This window comes from Flavobacterium hiemivividum, assembly GCF_004349145.1.
Lineage (GTDB): Bacteria > Bacteroidota > Bacteroidia > Flavobacteriales > Flavobacteriaceae > Flavobacterium > Flavobacterium hiemivividum.
Genome location: NZ_SMFO01000001.1, coordinates 180,135 through 195,288, shown reverse-complemented (window position 1 = coordinate 195,288; position 15,154 = coordinate 180,135). Strand labels below are relative to the sequence as shown.

Here is a 15,154-nt window from a genome sequence, read left to right as displayed (position 1 = left end):
TCTTAATTACAAAAGATCAGAAAAACAGATTGCTTTTCTGATCTTTTAAACTTATTCCTATGAAAAATATTATTTTTCTGCTGCTGCTATTATTTCAAACTAGCACACTACTTTTTGCACAAGAACAAGCTAATGATTCTCTTGTTCCAAAAAACTTAAATGAAGTGATTGTTATTGGCAAAAAATCGCAGCTATATCAAAAGCAGCTAAAACCGCTGGCCACCATTGACGAGTACTTACAGCAATCTGGCAAAGTAGAAATGATTAAAAGAGGAGGCTATGCCTGGGAACCTATGATCAACAGCATGGCTACCGAAAGAACTTTGATTACTATAGACGGCATGCGTATTTTTGGAGCATGTACTGATAAAATGGATCCCATTACTTCTTATGTAGAGGTTTCTAATCTGTCCGAAGCAACTATTATTTCGGGACAACAAGGCGGAAATCATGGATCCACTATTGGCGGTGCCATCGATTTAAAAAGAAACCGCAGCGGGTTTGAGAGTCCGGGTTGGGATACTTCTTTAAATATCGGTTATGAAACGAATGCCAATCAAAAAATACTAGGAACAGCGATAAACTACGTAGGTCAGTCTTTTTATATTGATACTGATTTTATGCATCGCGATGCCGGAAATTATACTGCTGGAAACAATCAAGAGGTTATGTTTTCTCAATTTACGAAGTTTAATTTCTCCGCCACTTCTGGTTTTAAATTCACTGAAAATAAATTAGTAGAAGCCTCAATTATCTATGACAAAGCCATCGACGTGGGTTATCCAGCGCTTCCAATGGATGTTTCTTTGGCGAAAGCCCTAATTACTTCCTTGAAATATGAATATGTACCACAGGATTCTAGCATAAAAAACTGGGAGACTAAAGTATATTACAATACGATTACGCATAGAATGGATGATACAAAACGTCCTTCGGTTCCCATTCACATGGATATGCCAGGCTGGAGTGATACCTATGGATTTTATTCGAAAGCAAAAGGAATATTCGAAAACCATCATTTTGTTGCTGATTTGAACTCTTTTTACAACCGTTCTGTTGCCGAAATGACGATGTATCCTACAGACCCGAACGAGAGTTTAATGTTCATGTACACTTGGCCAGATGTTCGTACTTTATACAACGGCATATTTCTTGAGGACAATATTGTTTTAAAAAAACACTCTAGCTTGAAATTTACCGCGAGTATAGCTAATCAATTCAATGAAGTGGCTAGTGAATTAGGGTTAGAAAGTTTACAGATTTTTTATCCAGATATGGAAAAAAGCAAAAACAGACTTTTGAAAAGTGTATCCTCTAATTTCCTCCGCAACCACAATGGTTTTGAGTATGGCTTCGGATTAGCTTATGGCGAGCGTGCACCATCGGTTTCTGAAGCTTATGGGTTCTATTTGTTCAATAGTTTTGATCGCTACGACTACATTGGAAATCCAGGATTGAAAAATGAAAAATCAGCCGAAGCCAATGTTTCTTTAAGTTATGCCACTAATAAAAAAAGTGCTAGAATTTCGGCTTCTTATTTCCATATTTCCGATTATATTGTTGGGAAACCGGATGCCACTTTGAGTCCGATGACCATCGGTGGAAGTGGAGTTAAAATTTATACTGCACTCGATTATGCCATTATTTTCAACGCCGATTTAAATTTACAATACGCCATTTCAAGCCAACTAAAGTGGAAAGGCCAACTAGTGTACAGCTACGGAAAAGACAATAAAAAGGAAAATCTACCTTTCATAAGTCCGCTCAGGTATTCAACAGCCTTGAACTATAATACGCAGCATTTCTCATCGGAAATTTCTGTGCAAGGAAATGCAGTTCAGTCACAATACAATCCGTTTTATGGCGAAGACCGCACCGCTGAATACGCTATTTTAAATCTGGCCTCGAGTTATTCCTTTCATGTGGACAGTAGTAAGTGGAATCTAAGAGCAGGTGTCGAGAACATTTTAGATACTTATTATTCGACTTTCTCAGACTGGAATAATATTCCTAGAATGGGAAGGAATTTCTTTTTGAATGTTACTATCAGTTATTAAACTTTTCTAAAACCATCACGATTATCCATTCTTTCTAGAGAATGCTGCACTTTTTAAATGACATAATCAGATGGAAGATATTCTGTTTTATCTAAATACGTTTCAGATACTATATTCTTCCTAGCATAAGTATTTAAATAAAGGATAAAAAGGTATGATATTTATCAGTTTTTAAATAGTTTGGTTTTTCGAACTTTGTAAACTATTTAGAATTAATAAATTGAACGAATGACAACAACTAAACCGGTGCACACATTCCACATCCCTGTAATGGGATTGGCATACACGATTGACAGTCCCATCAGAGTAGCAAAATATGGTATTTCCTCCGTAATTTCTATTATAGATGATGATTTAATCGAAAAAATGAATGCCTTTTACAGCAGCAAGTTTAATTTACCTTATCAGGAGATAACTCAAAAAATTCACGATTATCGTGCAGAGCGTATTACCTCTTATTTGAATTTGGTGGACAAAATTGTAAAAGAGAAGTTCGATAATTTCAAAAATGAATTAGCAGAGAGTAAATTGGCTCTAGAAAATTATATTGATATGTTGCCCAATAAGTCTGAGATAAAAATAGGCTTACAACATTTAATAGATGAAGGTGTTGCTTTTAAAGACAACATTAAAAATTTTCTGGAAAACAATCTTACTGCTGGTGAGATTGACGTCAACATCATGACTAAAATTGACAAGGATAATTTTGATAAAAACGAGCAATTGTCTAGTGAATTTAATGACGCTCATGCTTCACTTCGCGGTTTTGCTAACAGTACATTGACTTCTTCCGTAGTTCTTTCTGCAGGAATGAACCCAAGGTTGTATAGCTATTTTGAAAATTTTGATGTTTTTTTTCCAAATTCAGAGAATAAATTAAAGAAGAAAATAATCTTGAAAGTGAGTGATTTCCGATCGGCGATGATTCAAGGAAATTTTTTGGCAAAAAAAGGACTTTGGGTTTCTGAATACCGAATTGAATCTGGACTGAACTGTGGAGGACATGCTTTTGCTACTGAAGGCTTCCTTTTAGGGCCTATTTTAGAAGAGTTTAAACAAAAGAAGGAGGAGTTGGTCCAATCAGCACATGAATTAATGGTGAAAGCCTTAAGTATAAAAGGGAAGCACGTACCAGAAATACCTTTAGAATTAAAAATTACCGTGCAGGGTGGAGTAGGTACTGCAGCAGAACATGACTTTTTGATGGAGCATTATCAGGTAGATTCGGTGGGTTGGGGAACTCCATTTTTATTAGTTCCTGAAGCAACTTCGGTAGATGATGATACGCGTAAATTATTAGCAAAAGCCAAAGAAGAAGACTTGTATTTGAGTCATATTTCTCCTTTGGGAATTCCTTTTAATACATTGAGAGGCACAACAAATGAAAAGTTGAAGCAAAAAAGAATCCAAGAAAATAACGCTGGAAGTTCATGTCCAAAGAAATTTTTGGCGCTAAGCAAAGAATATGGCGCTAAGGGAATTTGTTCTGCTTCTAAGAAATTCCAAGATTTTAAATTGGAAGAACTCGAAGAGAAAAAAGATACTTTGACAGCAGCGATGTTTGAAAATGCAAAAAACAAAATCACAGAGAAATCTTGTCTTTGTGTAGGCTTGGCTAATGCTTCTTATTTAGAAAATGATATTAAAATAAAAGGACAGGCGCAGGGCGTAGTTATTTGCCCTGGTCCAAATATGGCTTATTTTGACCAAGAAGTATCTCTTTCTAAGATGGTTCAACACATTTATGGAAACGCCTCTGTGATGAATACCGCAAATCGTCCAAACATGTTTGTCAAAGAATTGAAAATGTATATTGATTATTTACAGAGTGAAATTTGTGGCGTTTCAGAAGAAATTACTAAGGGACAAATTAAAAAATGGAACTCATTTAAAAATAATCTGATAGAGGGAATTGGATATTATCAATCCTTGTTTATACCGGCAGCTGCTGTTGAAAATGACAGGATTCAATCTCTGTTGCATTTTTACAAAGAGGAGTTATTTGGGATTAAAATTCCGGAACTAGTGTAGAATGAAAAATCGGCTTGAAAAATTTCAAGCCGATTTTTTTATTTCTATATGATTTTAATACCTCAAAAAAGTATCACCAGATTTGATGCCCAATGCCAATTCTTCCAGATTAGTGTTTTCTAGCATGGATGCCAATTCATTTCGGATGGCCTTGAATTTATCGTGAACGGGACAAGGATGTATTTCCGAACAATGACTTAATCCCAGGCCGCAACCCGTAAAAACGGAGTCGCCGTCTATTGCAGTGACAATGTGGGTCAAAGTGATCTGATTCATGCTTTCTTTGGGAATGTCAAATCCTCCACCAACTCCTTTGATGGATTTGATGATATTATTTTTAGAAAGAATTTGCAAAATCTTCGCTGTAAAAGCCTCTGGTGAATCGATTCTCTTTGCAATGTCTTTTAATCCAACTCTTTTGTTTTGATGCGATTCTGATGCTATAAAAATAGTAGCCCGAATCGCGTATTCACATGTTTTAGAAAACATAATTAGTTTTTTTCAAATTTAAACAAATTAATTTATTATCCCTGAATTCTTATTTTCTTTGGAATAATTCATTCAGTATTAAACCCAAAAAGGGTCATCATCCTTTTCAACAAATGCCTCTGCAGTATGGATTTCCTTAATTTTAGCTAATTGATCCGCCGTGGCTATTTTTTGAATCTCCACAAATAGAATTCTTTCTTCAAAGCGAATGTGAGCCTCTAACTCTTTTTCGATCAGTAGCAATGCCGTTTCTAGTTCATCTGTTTGGGAGAATAAATGTTCCAGCTGGCGGTGTTCCCCGAGGGCACGAATTACAAGTTCATGGTTTTTTTCCAAAACTGTAAAAACATAATTTTCCTCCAAGGCAAAATGGGTTTTTAAATGGGTGTTATAAAACCAGTCTGTATATGTTTTTATGCGAATGGGATCCACTTTCTTTGCAAAGGCGGTTCTTATTTTCCAGCACAATTGTAGTCCATGATGATGATCATGGCTTAAAGGTCGTAATTCTGGAGCTCTTTTTAAAGGTGTTTTTGATATCATAATATAAATTTAGATTCCGCCAAAACGGATGTAAGAACCGTAAACCAACATCAATACACCAATTATGGTAACTGATATTATGTGAAAAGCCATTTCAGCTAACTTTTCCGGATTACTTTTAAGTTTGGGTATTACCCTAAATTGTGCGCTCAAAGCAAAGGCTACAGTCAGGAACAATAAAAGTAATTTAGTAGAAATTACTTTCTCAATCGGACTGGCAAATTGAAACCAATAATCTAGGCTAACGCCGTATTTATATGCCATTAAAATACCCGTAATTACCAGTAAAACCAATGCTGACATACCTACGGGCTCATACTTTTTTTCATAATTTAAAATGATATTTTGATCTTTCGTTTTAAGCGCTTGTGGTAAATGTCCAAATGTTAGTATCAAATGTCCGCCTACCCAAATTGTCGCGCTTAAAAGATGAATAATTAATAATAAATGATGATTCATGTTGAATTTTATTTTTTTTTAAAGATACGCGTTCTCCATGATTTTTCTCCGGAATCAGCCTCTAATATGTACATTAATACTTGAAGTAGAAAGGTTTTTGTGATCTAATTCCCGATAGGAATAATCTAGTTTCTCTAATGTTGTCACATCGTTTACAAAATACTGAATATAATAATTCCCGGTGTAGTTCTTCTGTCCTAAATAAGTGATCATGGCTTGAAGTTGGGCTTTATTTATCAAGTCAGAATGTACTGTTGTGCGAACTTCAAACTGGATTTTGCCGTTTACTAATAAATGTAAAGTTTTTTCAAACGGGGAAAATAACTTGGACTGGGTTATTTTTTCAAAATGGGCAGGCATGGCTTTAAAGTCCAAAGCGACATAATCGATTAGTTGGTTGGTAAGTAATTTTTGCACAATATCTGGTCGAGAACCATTAGTGTCAATTTTTACTAAAAAGCCCATCTCTTTTACTTCTCTAATCAATTCAACAATGTCTTTATGTAACAGACATTCGCCTCCGCTAAATACGACGGCATCCAGTAAATTTTTGCGTGATTTTAGAAAAGAAAGGGCTTTTTCGAATGAAATAGTTCCTTTTCCTAGTACAATTTCAGGGTTGTAGCAATAAAGACAGCGCATATTACAGCCTGCAAACCAGAGAATACAGGCTGACTTATGCGGGTAATCCAGCAGAGTAAAGGGGCTTATGCTATAAATGGGTTTAACTACACTTTCCTTCATTGAAATGAGTTCGCTGTTTATGTTCGCCTTTTTTCCCAATATTGAAACTCTCTACAGGTCTGTGATAACCCATTACGCGCGTGTACACTAGACATTTAGTTCTAGAATGTTGGTTTTCTTCTAAAATTGGATTGGTGATTGTTTTCATGGTTATTTTGGTTTTATGATTTATAAGGTTAAGGTTTTTTAAAAGTTTAAATTGTTTAAGGACGCTACTTGTTGTTTCTTTTATATGCTGCAAGGTCTTTATTGACCTTGTAGGTATGATTTTTTAAAGAATTTAGACAACGGTTTGAACAAGAAAGCTATCTTACTTATGCTTGACTAATACCTACAAGGTTTGGAAAAACCTTGTAGGAAACCACCATAAATTATAAAATCTTTAAACCGTTAAGCTTTTCTGTTTCTCAATAATAATTTCATCACATTTTGGACAATATTCATGTTCTCCGTTCAAATATCCATGAACTGGACAAACGCTAAATACTGGAGTTACGGTAATATAAGGCAATTTGAAATTGGATAAAACTTTCTTAACAAACTGCTTGCATGCCTCAGGTGAGCTGATTTTCTCGCTCATATATAAATGTAAGACAGTGCCGCCTGTATATTTACATTGTAATTCATCTTGCAAAAACAAGGCTTCAAAAGGATCTTCGGTGTGATTTACTGGAATCTGTGAGCTGTTTGTATAATAGATGTTTTCTTCTTGTCCCGCTTGAAAAATATTTGGGAAACGTTTTTTGTCTTCTTTGGCAAAACGATAGGTCGTGCCTTCTGCTGGAGTGGCTTCCAGATTGTATAGATTTCCTGTTTCTTCCTGGAATTCTTTCATTCGACCCCGAATGTGTTCTAATATTTCAGAAGCAAATTCAATTCCGGTAGGAGAGGTTATATTATCATTATTATCAGTGAAATTTAATATCATTTCGTTCATTCCGTTGACGCCAATGGTTGAAAAGTGATTTCTAAAATGCTGCAAATAACGTTTGGTATAGGGATATAAACCTCGGTCGTACATCTCTTGGATAAAGACTCTCTTTTTCTCTAAAGTAGATTTCGAAATATATAATAATCGATCTAATTGTTGGAATAACTCGGCTTTGTTTCCTTTGAATAAATAACCTAAACGTGCCATGTTAATAGTTACAACGCCTATACTTCCTGTCATTTCGGCACTACCAAAAAGTCCGTTTCCGCGTTTTAATAATTCGCGTAGGTCTAATTGCAATCGGCAGCACATACTGCGAACAGCATTGGGTTTGTAGGCATTTGGGTTTTCGACTTTATTACCATTTTCATCTAAGTTGTATTGGCTACCAATGAAATTTTGGAAATAAGAAGAACCAATTTTGGCTGTATTTTCGAATAGCAAATCGGTGTTTTCACCGTTCCAATCAAATTCTTCTGTAATGTTTACTGTGGGAATGGGGAAAGTAAAGGGTTGGCCATTAGCATCACCTTCGGTCATCACTGTATAATAAGCTTTATTGATGAGGTTCATTTCCTTCTGAAAATGCTCATAGCGCAAATGGGTCAATTTTGTAACGCCTCGTTCTTTGGCTCTAGCCAAAATGGATTCATCAGTGTTATTTTTGAAAAAATGCAAATCATTTTTCGTTGGGATTTGAATTTTCAAATCATCGGGAACTACCCAATCTAAAGTTATATTGGTGAAAGGAGATTGTCCCCAACGGGCAGGAACATTCAAATTATAAACAAAGCCACGAACGGCTTTAAGTACATCATCAAACTGCAAATTATCTTTGAATACATAAGGAGCTAAATAAGTGTCAAAGGAACTGAAGGCTTGCGCTCCGGCCCATTCGCTTTGCAAAATCCCAAGAAAATTTGACATTTGGCCTAAAGCCTCTCTGAAATGTGAGGGCGCTTTACTTTCTACACGTCCGCGAACGCCATTAAAACCTTCGTTTAGTAAAACACGCAAACTCCAGCCGGCACAATAGCCAGTCAAGCAATCTAAATCATGAATGTGAATATCTCCATTGCGGTGTGCATACCCTTCTTCCTTAGTATATACTTGATCCAGCCAGTAATTAGCAATGATTTTTCCAGCAACATTATTGACCAAACCCGCATTAGAATAGGAGGTATTGGCATTAGCATTAATGCGCCAATCTGTTTGTTCAATATACTCTTTGATCGTTTGAGTGCTGTCTATATAGGTTGTATCTGCATTTAATCCATGCAAGTGCTCGCGTTGTAATTTGCGAGTATGTCTGAATAACATAAAGGAACGCATCACTTGAAAATAGTTTTTTTCGAAAAGTATTTTCTCTATTAAGTCTTGAATTTCCTCAACAGCCCAGGTTTCTTTAGACGCTAATTCAAAAAGAACATTTTCAAAAATGTTTTCATCAATTGCTATGGAAACACTTTGAAAACTTTTTTCAATAGCGTCCTTAATTTTAAAGGGTTCGAAGGGTTTGCATTCGCCGTTTCTTTTGATAACGTATTTCTCCATAGCGGTGGTTGTTTTTGGTTAGTTCGTTTTTTTGTCTCGATCTTGACTGCCGCAGTAAGTGGAGCGAAGCTGAAAAAGGTTTTATTCTGTGATTTTTGAAAAAAAAACCACATAGAATCATAAAACTGAAGGAATAAATGAAAGGCATTGTATTTAAGTCAGGAAGCCCAATTGTTATGAATAAATGATTCCTCGAGATGCCTTAAATTATATTGTTTCACTATTTTTCTATGTGGTAAAAAAGGTATTATCCACTTATTATTTTGGTTAGTCTTCGGGTATGTATTATTGGGACTTTATATTTATTCTTGAGCAGCGAATTTCTTTTCTAAAAGTGCAGCAGCTGGGAACAAAATGTTGTTTTCAAGGTGAATATGCTTATGTAAATCTTGTTCGAAATCAGACAACATTGCAAAAGTCACTTTATACGTACTACAAGCATCAGCTGGCGGTGTGTAATTATTTGTTAGTGAAACAATTTTGTCAAAACGATCCCCTTCCGCTTCATGTTCGGCCATCATCATCGCAATAGGATTTTTTACAGTTCCAAAATGAGGCGCTGCAATAAGTTCATCTGTAAGACTTGCTTTTGCCATTTTCTTGATGAAAGGGAATAACATCAACTCTTCTTTTTTCATGTGTTGTGCCATTTCTCCAGCGCAACCCAGGAACAATTTGTTAATTTCAAATAGTTCAGGATGACTCGCTCCATGTACTTTGCATAGTTTATCTAAAAATGGCAGTAGAATTTGTGTTTTTTCTTCTACATATCGGTGATGCGTTTTCTCAATATAATCTGCTAGTAAATCTAATGGCCATGATTTAAAATCAATAGCGTTATCATTCTTAGTTGCTAAAACAGTGTCTAACTGTTGCATTATTTCATTTGTATCAATATTTTTTTTATCGCATGCTTCTTCAATCGTCCTGTTTCCTTTGCAACAAAAATCAATACCGTATTTTGAAAATATTGCTGCGGTTCTAAAATCTTTTGCTACATATTCTCCAATTGTTATTTTCTCTAAAGTTTCCATAATTATTGTTTTTATTTTATAAATATTTATACAAATGTAATCTAATTTTTGAATAAAAGACAAATTTATCCTTAATAAAATTACAAACAACTTTTTATTGATAAATTGTTGTTTTATAATAGTTTATAAAACAATTTTCTTCTCTATTTTTTATAATAGAAGGTTTTAGATAAAGAATAGATCGAATATGATTTTAATCATATTTTGAATTTATTTTATGCCATTAATTTGCATTATCCTAATAAAAGACATACTTGTCTGTTATTAAAAACAAACAGCTTATTATTAACTAACAAAAACTGACAATTATGCTTTCAAAATCACAAGCAAGAGCATTCTTTTTGGGAGGAACCCTGGTCACCTTTTTAATTTTTATAGGAATTAAATTCTTATTAGTTGCGTTTGATGTTATGGAATTAAAGAAGGCGAATTCTTTTTGGAAAGTGAGTTTAATTTCCACCTTACTTTTGATTATTGCGCTTTTAATTCTGTTGAAATAAAATTCTTAAAATAAAGTTAAGAACATGATAAATGTCATAATAAAGGACAAAAACATCCTTTAAATTTACACTATAAATCAAGATAAATTCAAACCCAATTATTATGAGGACTCAATTCAATTTTACCCAAAAAAGTAAGCTAGTTGCTGTTGTATTTCTTCTCGCATTCGGAGTGTTTTCCTGTGCTAAGAAAGATGATAAAGATGCAAAATATTATGAAAATATTAAAGTAGAAGGGCAACAGACGGCAGAACTTACAGCTCCGCCCTTTGTACCGAAACCAGTTGGAGATCGTGCTGCGATGAAACTGGTGGTAAATATGGAAATTAAAGAACAAGAAGGCGAAATGGTAGATGGTGTGAAATATACCTATTGGACATTTGGCGGATCAGTTCCTGGAAGTTTCATTAGAACACGCGTTGGTGATGAAGTAGAATTTCATTTGAAAAACCATCCGGATAATAAAATGCCGCACAACATCGATTTACATGCGGTGACTGGACCAGGAGGAGGAGCGACTTCCTCACTTGTAGCACCGGGACACGAAAAAGTATTTAATTTTAAAACATTAAATCCAGGTTTGTATGTTTACCATTGTGCTACAGCGCCGGTAGGAATGCACATCGCAAATGGAATGTATGGTTTGATTCTAGTGGAGCCAGAAGGTGGTTTACCTCCAGTTGATAAGGAATACTACGTAATGCAAGGAGATTTCTATACTAAAGGTGCTTATGGAGAACCAGGAAATCAGCCATTCGACATGAATAAAGCCATTAAAGAACAACCAGATTATGTAGTTTTTAACGGTAGTGTAGGAGCTTTAACAGGTGATAAGTCATTGACTGCCAAAAGAGGAGAAACAGTACGTATTTATATGGGTAACGGTGGTCCTAACTTAGTGTCTTCTTTTCACGCAATTGGTGAGATATTCGACAAAGTGCACATTGAAGGTGGAGATTTGATTAATACAAATGTTCAAACAACATTGATTCCTGCTGGTGGTGCTGCAATAGTTGAGTTTAAAGTAGATGTTCCAGGTACATTTATTCTGGTAGATCACTCTATCTTTAGAGCTTTCAATAAAGGAGCTTTGGGGATGTTAAAAGTCGAAGGAGACGATAACAAAAAAGTATATTCTGGAACTATTCAAGAAGGAATTTATTTGCCTGAAGGAGGAACAATTCAAAATATGCCAAAAGTGAATGGCACATCAAAACCTACTGTAGCAAAAACAGTTGCACAGCAAATTAGTTCTGGTAAAGAATTGTATGGAAGAACTTGTTTTGCTTGTCACCAAGGAGAAGGGCAAGGAGTTCCAAATGCTTTCCCACCGCTAGCGAAGTCTGATTACTTAAATGCTGATGCTGATCGTGCAGTGAATGCTATATTACACGGATTAAGCGGAGAAATTACGGTGAATGGTAAAAAGTATAATAATGTGATGACAAGTCAAAACCTGACTGATGAAGAAGTAGCTGATGTTATCACTTATGTATATAACAGTTGGGGAAATAATAAAACAGTTGTAAGCCCTGCAAAAGTAAAAGCGCTTAGAGCTAAACCTACTCCAAAAGTGAAAGATATTCACGAATAATAAATCAAGATTACTAATACTAAATAATTAAAACATGAAAAAGTATATTTTTTCAATCGCAATGTTGGCACTAGCCGTACAAGGATACAGTCAAAGTGCTGAAAAAGGAAAAAAAATCTATAGTCAAGTTTGTATCGCTTGTCATCAAACTACAGGGCAAGGAATTCCTAGTGCTTTTCCTCCCTTGGCTAAGTCAGATTACCTAAACAAAGATGTAAATAGAGCAATTAAAGGAGTTGTAAAAGGACTTAAGGGACCAATTACAGTAAATGGCAAAAAATTTAATGGTGAAATGCCAATTCAAACTTTAAGTGATCAACAAGCAGCTGATGTAATGACCTATGTTTATGCAAGCTGGGGAAATAACAAAACGGTTGTAACACCAGCAATGGTTAAAGCCCAAAGAAAATAATACATTTAAAACCAATAAAAAAATAGCCATGTTAAAAAGGAAAATAGTTTTGTCATTATTTATATCACTAATAGCAGCATCGCTATGGGCTCAAGAGTCTAAAATGGTTACTATAGAAAGGGGAGCTTTTGTTCCCCTCTATGGTGCCACAACTAAAGAACCAGTAGAAGTTAAAGCTTTTTATCTTGACGCTTACCCAGTAACTAATGCTCAATTTTTAGCGTTTTTAAAAAAATACCCAGAAAACAGTCGTTCTAAAATAAAAGGAATCTTTGCTGACAAAAGCTACCTATCGCAATGGGAAAGCGATTTTAATTACGGTAAAAAGAACTTAAGCAATGCAGCAGTAACAAATGTTTCCTGGTTTGCCGCTAAAAAATATTGCGAATGTCAAGGTGGTCGATTGCCTACTATGGACGAATGGGAATATGTGGCTATGGCCGATGAAAAACGAATCGATGCACGTACCAAAGAAAGCTTCAATAAATATATAATGTCTTGGTATGAAAAGCCAAATACTTATGCCAATCCTGTAGGGAAAACATTCAAAAACTATTGGGGTGTTTATGATATGCATGGATTAGTTTGGGAATGGACTTCAGACTTCAACAGTATTTTTCTTTCTGGAGAATCCAGGAAAGACAAAGATTCAGATAAGAATCTATTTTGCGGAAGCGCATCTGTAAATGCAACCGATTTGATGAACTATGCCGCTTTTATGCGTTATGCTTTTAGAGGAAGTCTAAAAGCAAGTTATACTACTAAAAACCTTGGTTTTAGATGTGCAAAAGATAAAAAATAGCACTGAAAAATCAATAAAAATTCAAAGTAATGAAATCACATAAAAATATAAAATTTTACAGTGATAGGAGCATCAGACTGTTTTTAGGTTTAGTCCTACTTCTGGTATCACTTCAATCATGTAATAAAGTAAAAGCAGAAGATAAGTTAGACGAAAAGAAAGTAGAAAAAGCTGCCGTGAAACCTATTTCAGACTTATCGATTTACAATTTACCTTCTCAATGGACAGACCAAAATAATACAGACATTGAAATGGTCGATTTACGAGGGAAAGTTCTTGTGATGGTTATGATTTATACTTCTTGTAAAGCGGCTTGTCCAAGATTAGTTGCTGATATGAGAAATATTGAGCAGCGCATCCCTGCAAAAATAAAAGACAATGTAAAATTCGTTTTAGTAAGTATTGATCCTAGCGTCGATACTCCAAAAAGGCTAAAATCATTTGCTATCGAAAATAAAATGGAGGGCGATCAATGGGTTTTTCTACGTTCTACGGAAGAGAATACTCGTGAGTTTGCCGCGGTTTTAGCAGTAAACTACAAGAAAATCTCTCCTTTAGATTTTTCTCATTCTAATATTATTAGCGTTTTTAACGCAGAAGGGGAGCTGGCCTATCAACAAGAAGGTTTAGGAGTAAATTCAGATGAAACTATCAACAAAATTACCGTAGAAGCTGAAAAGCTAAATTAAATCAATCATGAAATTATTAAAAACAATAGGTTTATCATTTTTAGGAATGGTAAGTATAGGTAGTTATGCCCAAGAATTTGACGCAAGTCTACAGCTTAGACCAAGATATGAGTATAGAAATGGATTTAAAACCCTGATGCCAGACGAAGTAGATGCAGCCTCATTTGTATCCCAGCGTTCCCGTTTGAACTTGAACTACGCACAGGAAAAACTGAAAGCCAAATTGACTTTTCAAAACATACGCACTTGGGGAGACGTTGCTACAACTACCACTTCTGATAAAAATGGAATTGCTGTATTTGAAGCTTGGGCACAATATAATTTTGATTCTAACTGGAGTGCACGCATAGGGCGTCAAGTAATTTCATATGATAACCAGCGCATCTTAGGAGAAATTGACTGGGCGCAACAAGGACAAAGCCACGATGCTGCAGTCATCTCTTTTCAAAAAAATAGCGACAAGCTGGACTTGGGGTTCGCATTAAATACAAATGCCGAGAATCTGGTGGCACCCACTACGCCTTATATTACTAATTATAAATCCATGCAATATGCTTGGTATCATACACAATTTAGTGAATTGAACATAAGTTTGTTGCTGTTGAATACCGGTTATGAATATGCAAAAACCATCACCGATTTGAAGGTAGATTATAAGCAAACTTTTGGAACCTATCTTTCCTACAAGGAAAAGAACTGGGATACTAATGTGGGTTTATATATGCAAAGAGGAAAAAGCAGCGGTACTGATGTGAATGCTTTTTATGCTGCTGCAAATGTAGGATATGCCGTTACATCCAAGTTTAAAGCGGCATTAGGCTATGAATTCCTATCTGGAAAAGACCAAAACGACATGAGTACTGATTTTAAATCCTTCACACCTCTTTTTGGAACCAATCACGGATTTAATGGATTTATGGATTATTTCTACGTAGGAAATCATCAGAATAGTGTTGGATTAAGTGATGCATATTTGAAATTAAGTTACGCTCAAAACAAATGGCAGTTTGCTTTAATTCCGCATGTTTTCTCGGCTCCCAATACTGTTTTGGATGCCTCCAGTACTAAAATGGACAGCTATTTAGGTACGGAAGTCGATTTTACGACAAGTTATGCGCTGCAAAAAGACATCGTAGCTTCGGCGGGATATTCTCAAATGTTTGGTTCATCAACCTTAGAAAGGCTAAAAGGAGGAAATGCTGACAATACAAACAACTGGGTTTGGGTCATGGTCAACATCAATCCAAGATTATTTGGGATTAAATAAATACATTCAAGGGTAATTAATTCAGGAAAAAAGACTGTGCTAAATGAT

At 35.2% G+C, this 15,154-nt stretch carries 15 protein-coding genes; 8 read left to right on the top strand and 7 right to left on the bottom strand.

Going from position 1 to position 15,154, the window contains the following annotated elements; all coding sequences use genetic code 11:
- Positions 1–59: 59 nt before the first annotated feature.
- Together E0F98_RS00830 and E0F98_RS00825 are read left to right on the top strand one after the other, a co-directional pair.
- Positions 60–2,057, top strand: a complete 1,998-nt coding sequence (locus E0F98_RS00830) for a TonB-copper family protein (protein ID WP_132108274.1) — start codon at positions 60–62, stop codon at positions 2,055–2,057.
- Between the two features lie 228 nt (positions 2,058–2,285).
- Positions 2,286–4,088 (top strand): hypothetical protein, encoded by a 1,803-nt coding sequence (locus E0F98_RS00825; protein ID WP_132108272.1) that lies wholly within the window; start codon positions 2,286–2,288, stop codon positions 4,086–4,088.
- 54 nt (positions 4,089–4,142) lie between these two features.
- Here E0F98_RS00825 and E0F98_RS00820 read toward each other — a convergent pair whose 3' ends face one another.
- The 7 genes from E0F98_RS00820 to ric form a co-directional block, all read right to left on the bottom strand.
- On the bottom strand, positions 4,143–4,577 hold the full coding sequence (locus E0F98_RS00820; RefSeq protein WP_132108270.1) for an RrF2 family transcriptional regulator: 435 nt from the start codon (positions 4,575–4,577) through the stop codon (positions 4,143–4,145).
- 78 nt (positions 4,578–4,655) lie between these two features.
- Complete coding sequence (locus tag E0F98_RS00815; protein WP_132108268.1) at positions 4,656–5,120, bottom strand: hemerythrin domain-containing protein; 465 nt, start codon at positions 5,118–5,120, stop codon at positions 4,656–4,658.
- Positions 5,121–5,129: 9 nt separating this feature from the next.
- Positions 5,130–5,579, bottom strand: coding sequence for a CopD family protein (locus E0F98_RS00810; RefSeq protein WP_132108266.1), 450 nt, complete (start codon positions 5,577–5,579; stop codon positions 5,130–5,132).
- Positions 5,580–5,633: 54 nt separating this feature from the next.
- Positions 5,634–6,323 carry an anaerobic ribonucleoside-triphosphate reductase activating protein gene (locus tag E0F98_RS00805; protein ID WP_132108264.1) on the bottom strand — a complete coding sequence of 230 codons (690 nt, stop codon included), beginning with the start codon at positions 6,321–6,323 and terminating at the stop codon, positions 5,634–5,636.
- Entirely contained in the window at positions 6,304–6,471 is a 168-nt protein-coding gene (gene nrdD, locus E0F98_RS00800; RefSeq protein WP_132108262.1) for an anaerobic ribonucleoside-triphosphate reductase, read from the bottom strand. The genes E0F98_RS00805 and nrdD overlap by 20 nt, the downstream gene beginning before the upstream one ends.
- A gap of 234 nt (positions 6,472–6,705) precedes the next feature.
- Positions 6,706–8,808, bottom strand: coding sequence for a ribonucleoside triphosphate reductase (locus E0F98_RS00795; RefSeq protein WP_132108260.1), 2,103 nt, complete (start codon positions 8,806–8,808; stop codon positions 6,706–6,708).
- A 302-nt stretch (positions 8,809–9,110) separates the two neighbouring features.
- A complete protein-coding gene (ric, locus tag E0F98_RS00790; RefSeq protein ID WP_132108258.1) occupies positions 9,111–9,842 on the bottom strand; it encodes an iron-sulfur cluster repair di-iron protein in 732 nt (243 codons plus the stop codon).
- A 308-nt stretch (positions 9,843–10,150) separates the two neighbouring features.
- Between ric and E0F98_RS16140 the strand changes: the two genes are divergently transcribed.
- The 6 genes from E0F98_RS16140 to E0F98_RS00760 all read left to right on the top strand — a co-directional run bounded on the left by E0F98_RS16140 (position 10,151) and on the right by E0F98_RS00760 (position 15,106).
- Positions 10,151–10,342 carry a hypothetical protein gene (locus E0F98_RS16140; protein WP_243699176.1) on the top strand — a complete coding sequence of 64 codons (192 nt, stop codon included), beginning with the start codon at positions 10,151–10,153 and terminating at the stop codon, positions 10,340–10,342.
- Positions 10,343–10,445: 103 nt separating this feature from the next.
- On the top strand, positions 10,446–11,936 hold the full coding sequence (gene nirK, locus E0F98_RS00780; protein ID WP_132108256.1) for a copper-containing nitrite reductase: 1,491 nt from the start codon (positions 10,446–10,448) through the stop codon (positions 11,934–11,936).
- A 34-nt stretch (positions 11,937–11,970) separates the two neighbouring features.
- Entirely contained in the window at positions 11,971–12,348 is a 378-nt protein-coding gene (locus E0F98_RS00775) for a c-type cytochrome (RefSeq protein WP_132108254.1), read from the top strand.
- A 28-nt stretch (positions 12,349–12,376) separates the two neighbouring features.
- Positions 12,377–13,150 carry a formylglycine-generating enzyme family protein gene (locus E0F98_RS00770; protein WP_165929262.1) on the top strand — a complete coding sequence of 258 codons (774 nt, stop codon included), beginning with the start codon at positions 12,377–12,379 and terminating at the stop codon, positions 13,148–13,150.
- 29 nt (positions 13,151–13,179) lie between these two features.
- Positions 13,180–13,839: an SCO family protein gene (locus E0F98_RS00765; protein WP_132108252.1), complete on the top strand. Its 660-nt coding sequence runs from the start codon at positions 13,180–13,182 to the stop codon at positions 13,837–13,839.
- A 7-nt stretch (positions 13,840–13,846) separates the two neighbouring features.
- Positions 13,847–15,106, top strand: a complete 1,260-nt coding sequence (locus E0F98_RS00760; protein WP_132108250.1) for an alginate export family protein — start codon at positions 13,847–13,849, stop codon at positions 15,104–15,106.
- Positions 15,107–15,154 lie beyond the last annotated feature (48 nt).

Coding starts and splice junctions, on each gene's coding strand:
- E0F98_RS00830 (WP_132108274.1), top strand. CDS start 60: ATGAAAAATATTATTTTTCTGCTGCTGCTATTATTTCAAACTAGCACA.
- E0F98_RS00825 (WP_132108272.1), top strand. CDS start 2,286: ATGACAACAACTAAACCGGTGCACACATTCCACATCCCTGTAATGGGA.
- E0F98_RS00820 (WP_132108270.1), bottom strand. CDS start 4,577: ATGTTTTCTAAAACATGTGAATACGCGATTCGGGCTACTATTTTTATA.
- E0F98_RS00815 (WP_132108268.1), bottom strand. CDS start 5,120: ATGATATCAAAAACACCTTTAAAAAGAGCTCCAGAATTACGACCTTTA.
- E0F98_RS00810 (WP_132108266.1), bottom strand. CDS start 5,579: ATGAATCATCATTTATTATTAATTATTCATCTTTTAAGCGCGACAATT.
- E0F98_RS00805 (WP_132108264.1), bottom strand. CDS start 6,323: ATGAAGGAAAGTGTAGTTAAACCCATTTATAGCATAAGCCCCTTTACT.
- nrdD (WP_132108262.1), bottom strand. CDS start 6,471: ATGAAAACAATCACCAATCCAATTTTAGAAGAAAACCAACATTCTAGA.
- E0F98_RS00795 (WP_132108260.1), bottom strand. CDS start 8,808: ATGGAGAAATACGTTATCAAAAGAAACGGCGAATGCAAACCCTTCGAA.
- ric (WP_132108258.1), bottom strand. CDS start 9,842: ATGGAAACTTTAGAGAAAATAACAATTGGAGAATATGTAGCAAAAGAT.
- E0F98_RS16140 (WP_243699176.1), top strand. CDS start 10,151: ATGCTTTCAAAATCACAAGCAAGAGCATTCTTTTTGGGAGGAACCCTG.
- nirK (WP_132108256.1), top strand. CDS start 10,446: ATGAGGACTCAATTCAATTTTACCCAAAAAAGTAAGCTAGTTGCTGTT.
- E0F98_RS00775 (WP_132108254.1), top strand. CDS start 11,971: ATGAAAAAGTATATTTTTTCAATCGCAATGTTGGCACTAGCCGTACAA.
- E0F98_RS00770 (WP_165929262.1), top strand. CDS start 12,377: ATGTTAAAAAGGAAAATAGTTTTGTCATTATTTATATCACTAATAGCA.
- E0F98_RS00765 (WP_132108252.1), top strand. CDS start 13,180: ATGAAATCACATAAAAATATAAAATTTTACAGTGATAGGAGCATCAGA.
- E0F98_RS00760 (WP_132108250.1), top strand. CDS start 13,847: ATGAAATTATTAAAAACAATAGGTTTATCATTTTTAGGAATGGTAAGT.